A 4,714-nucleotide genomic window follows, 5' to 3' on the forward strand; every position below is an offset into this window, starting at 1 on the left:
TAAAAGGTGCGGACTATGAATCTAAAAGATGCAGGAGAATCCACAACCTCTGATTCTGGGTTCGGGGATAGTTAAGTCGTTGTTTTTAGGGTGTTAATTTCGCTCCTATATATAGATGGATAATCCCCCCATCCTTGACGTGATTTTCTCCTATTCATTATGAAATAAAATCGGAGCAAACAAAGCAGAAACATCAGATCTGGAGTCATCAGCTTATTGTATTCATGAGACAATGACTGGCGGAAATCTATGCTTGTTTTACTGTCCATATATGAATGCTCAACTGTGCATAGGAGTGGTTTTTGTAAATCCAATAACAAGATTTTTTCTTATCAGTTCACAAGTTTCTGTCCAGTAGAATAAAAAGGAAATAGCATTCAAGAAATACATTGCCATGGCAAGCTTATCCGATTGATCGTATGTGACATATCTCTACGGATTGTGTTGATGAAAAGAATACTAAAATATTGGTGTTCAATTTTAGGATGCATATTAAGATATTGATATAACTATATTTTTAATTTTATCCCTTTTCTGTTTTGTGGGTTAGGGCATGGGGAGGAAAATTTTTTCGATTGTATAAAAACCACATATGCCATTAATAGAACATGCAATTTTTGATATTGCGATAGATGATTGTATCCTTTACAGGCAGGAATCTTTCAGATTTATGGGGGGAGGAAAATCCTAAGGAATTTATTGTTATTCAAAGCTCAATAAGTCATAGGAACTATTCTTAGGATTGTTAAGTTTCATAAGGATTTTGTATAGCTGATAGAGAAGTTCCACGTTGCATTGTAATTTAGGTGCTTGGGGAGAAATAGAGGATTATATTCGAGTGGGTGATATGGCACGGCTTAGCTGAGCCTCAGTTTTCCAAGAAAAAAGACTTTAATGACGAAGACCATGAGGAAAAAGAGATCAAGTATTGGTATACAGATAATATTGTTAGGAAAAGGAAGCCTTTAATATGATAATTCCTTATTAAAGGATTCCTTAAAGGTGCGAAATATGAGTGAAAATATGCAGTAAAATCCACAACCTCTGATTCAAGGCTCGTAGCAATTAAATTATTGATTATGCTTTGTTTATAATTATTAGGGAAAAAATATTGAAGATGACTTTAAGAGATCATGGTTTAAAGGGATAAAGAAGACGTTATGATCTTTGATAAACAGAAAAAACAGTCACCAGGTTTTGTGCATTTGCGCATTCATTCTGCTTATTCGTTGTTGGAGGGAGCTCTCCCTTTCAAAAAGATTTTAAAAAAAACAGGAGAAGATGATCAGCCAGCAATTGCTGTAACGGATACTAACAATCTTTTTGGTGCATTAGAATTTTCACAAGTGGCTTTTTCAGCTGGAATTCAACCTATTATTGGCTGTCAATTGGATATTGACATGCAAGATAACCTAGAGACGAGAGATCAGAGCCAATCATCTTTGATCAGTTTTCCGTCTATCATTCTTTTGGTATCTAATGCTCAGGGATATAAACGACTTATTGATCTTGTAAGTCGTATGTATCTAGCTCAAGAGCAGGATCAGAAAGCTATTAGCATTCGTTTATCTTGGTTGCAAAATTTAGGGACAGAAGGTCTGATCATGCTAACGGGAGCAAGTTCCGGTCCGATAGACAGAGCGATTTTCGCAAATAATTCCCAGGTGGCAGAAAAAAGATTACTGTCTTTTAAGAAGATTTTTGACAATCGTCTTTACGTTGAGTTGCAGCGTCATGAAGGTTATGACCGTGAGCATGAAGCGAAAATGCTCCAATTGGCTTATACACATGAATTACCATTGGTTGCAACTAATAATGCTTTTTTCTTTTCCAGGGAAGATTATGAAGCCCATGATGTTTTAATGGCTATTGCGCATTCAACAGTTTTATCTCAAGACGATCGTCCGCGGGTAACTCCCGATCATTATTTAAAGAGCCGGTATGAAATGATTTCCTTATTTTCAGATTTGCCAGAAGCTGTTGAAAATACAGTTGAAATTTCCAAACGCTGTTCCTTTTTCCTTGATGTATGCCAACCAATTTTACCGCGTTTTGTTAAAACAGAAGAGGATATAGATGATGATATTGAAGAAATAGAAATATCTGAATTGCGAAGACAGGCTCAAGAGGGTCTAAAAATGCGTTTTGCACAATGCGCAATTGCAGAGGGATTTTGTCAAAAAGACTATATACAACGTCTTGATTTTGAGTTGGACGTGATTGTGCGTATGAAGTTTTCCGGTTACTTTTTGATTGTTGCTGATTTCATACAATGGGCAAAAAAAAAGCATATTCCGGTAGGACCTGGACGAGGTTCCGGTGCAGGTTCTCTGGTTGCTTATGCTTTAACGATTACGGATATTGATCCTTTACGTTTTTCACTTCTTTTTGAGCGCTTTTTGAATCCAGATCGGATGTCTATGCCAGATTTTGATATTGATTTTTGTCAAAATCGACGCGACGAAGTTATTCGATATGTTCAGGATAAATATGGACATGAACGAGTTGCTCAGATTATTACTTTTGGATCTTTACAGGCTAAGGCAGCATTACGTGATGTTGGACGAGCTTTGCAGATGCCATATTCTCAGGTTGATCGTATTTGTAAGTTAGTTCCGGATAATCCTGCCAATCCAGTACCTCTTCATCAAGCTATTACAGAAGATCCTCGTTTTGATGATGCATCTTTAGATGATCCATCCGTGCAACGTCTTCTGGATATTTCTCAGAAATTAGAGGGGCTTTATCGGCACGCTTCAACGCATGCAGCAGGCATTGTGATAAGCGATCGTCCTTTATCAACGCGGATTCCTATGTATCGTGATGTACGTTCTGATATGCCTGTAACTCAGTTTAACATGAAATGGATTGAAAAAGCTGGATTAGTTAAATTTGATTTCCTTGGTTTAAAGACGCTTACTGTATTGCAAAAGGGTATAGATTTAATCGCTCGTCGGGGAAAGAAGGTTGATTTATCAGTTATTCCTTTTGATGATTTGAAGACTTATGAGCTCTTAGCGACTCAAAAAACATTGGGTGTATTTCAGCTGGAAAGTTCTGGAATGCGCCAGGCTTTAGCGGGAATGAAACCAGACTGTATTGAAGATATTATCGCCTTAGTTTCCTTATATCGTCCAGGACCAATTGACAATATTGCGGTTTATAATGACCGCAAAAATGGTAAGCCAATCGATTCCATCCACCCTCTTATTGATCCTCTTCTAAAGGAAACTCAAGGAGTTATCGTTTATCAAGAGCAAGTGATGCAGATAGCACAAGTACTCTCAGGATATTCTCTTGCTGAAGCAGATGTTTTGCGGCGTTCTATGGGAAAAAAAATTGTAGAGGAAATGAATAAACAGAGGGAACGTTTTATTTCAGGAGCAAAGCAAAAAGGACTTGGCGGCGCTCAGGCGAAAGAAATTTTTGAATTATTGGCGAAATTTGCGGGTTATGGTTTTAATAAGTCCCACGCAGCAGCCTACGCGGTTATTTCTTATCGAACGGCTTGGATGAAGGCTCATTATCCTGTTGAATTTTTGGCAGCATCAATGACTTTGGATATGGATGATACAGAAAAGATCAAAAAATTCTATTGGGATGCTTGTCAGTTTGGAATCAATATTATCCCTCCATCCGTTCAGACTTCTTGTAGAGATTTTGAACCAGGGGACAACAGTATTTACTATTCTTTGGCGGCTATCAAAGGAGTAGGTGCAGCAACGGCTGATCATATTATGAAAGTAAGATCAGGCAAGCCTTTTGCAAGTCTAGAAGATTTTTGTTCTAGAATTGATCCAAAACAATTGAACCGTCGGGTTTTGGAAGGTCTTATTTTTGCAGGGGCTCTAGATTGTTTTAATGACTATAGCCGTGCACAGTTATCTGATGCCCTGGATAGTATACAGGAGTATGCTCAACGCGTTAATGAGAATCGTGCGAATGGACAGGTTAATATTTTTGCCAGAGAGGAAGATGATTTTTCTGAAAAACTTTCTTTGGAAAAGGTTTCAATTGAAAATTCTTCCAAGCGATTTGAAAACGAACGGCGAGTATTAGGTTTTTATTTTTCAGGGCATCCTCTGGATGTTTATCGAACATTTTTAGAAAAAATGGGTATCAAAAGCTATTTTGACTATGATGGCTATGCTGATTTTCATGAGGATAGTGCTTCTGGAAAGAACAAATCTGTGCGGTTGGCTGTGACGGTTATGTCTAAAAAACAGAAGAAAACTCGAAAAGGATCTAGGATAGGTTTAGTAACTTTTTCTGATCCCAAAAAGGAATTTGAGGCTATATTCTTCTCAAAAAAATCTGGAAACTATAACGCAAATACTTTCAATAAGAGGAAAGACTCTTATGCAAAGCTAGAAAATCTTACTCTTGAGGATTGTTATGATCATTTAATAGAAAAAGAACTTCAGGAATCAGAAGAAAAACAGAGATTTTTATCAGCAGAAGAGAAGTTTAGATTGGAGAAAGAAAAGCCCTATTTGCTGAGAGAAAAAAAATCCTATATTGTATTTGTTCCTATGGAAGACATACGTTCCACGAGGGAATCAGTTCGCTTGCTGTTGGTGCAGTCTTTGGAAAAAGAATCTCGGAAAATGATAGAATCATTGCGAATACATCTGCGGAATCACACGGCTCTAGAAGATATTCGACGGTATTTCAAGAATCGTCAGGTTCAGGATAGTGATAAATATGGTCCAAT

1 protein-coding gene is annotated in these 4,714 nt (G+C 37.3%); it reads left to right on the plus strand.

Annotation, left to right across the window (positions count from 1 at the left end; all coding sequences use genetic code 11):
- Positions 1-1,160: 1,160 nt before the first annotated feature.
- Positions 1,161-4,714: DNA polymerase III subunit alpha (gene dnaE, locus H0G72_RS05525; protein WP_182017777.1), on the plus strand; the 3,554-nt coding region annotated here is incomplete at its 3' end.

Origin of the sequence: Candidatus Liberibacter sp., assembly GCF_014048425.1 — a bacterium.
Lineage (GTDB): Bacteria > Pseudomonadota > Alphaproteobacteria > Rhizobiales > Rhizobiaceae > Liberibacter.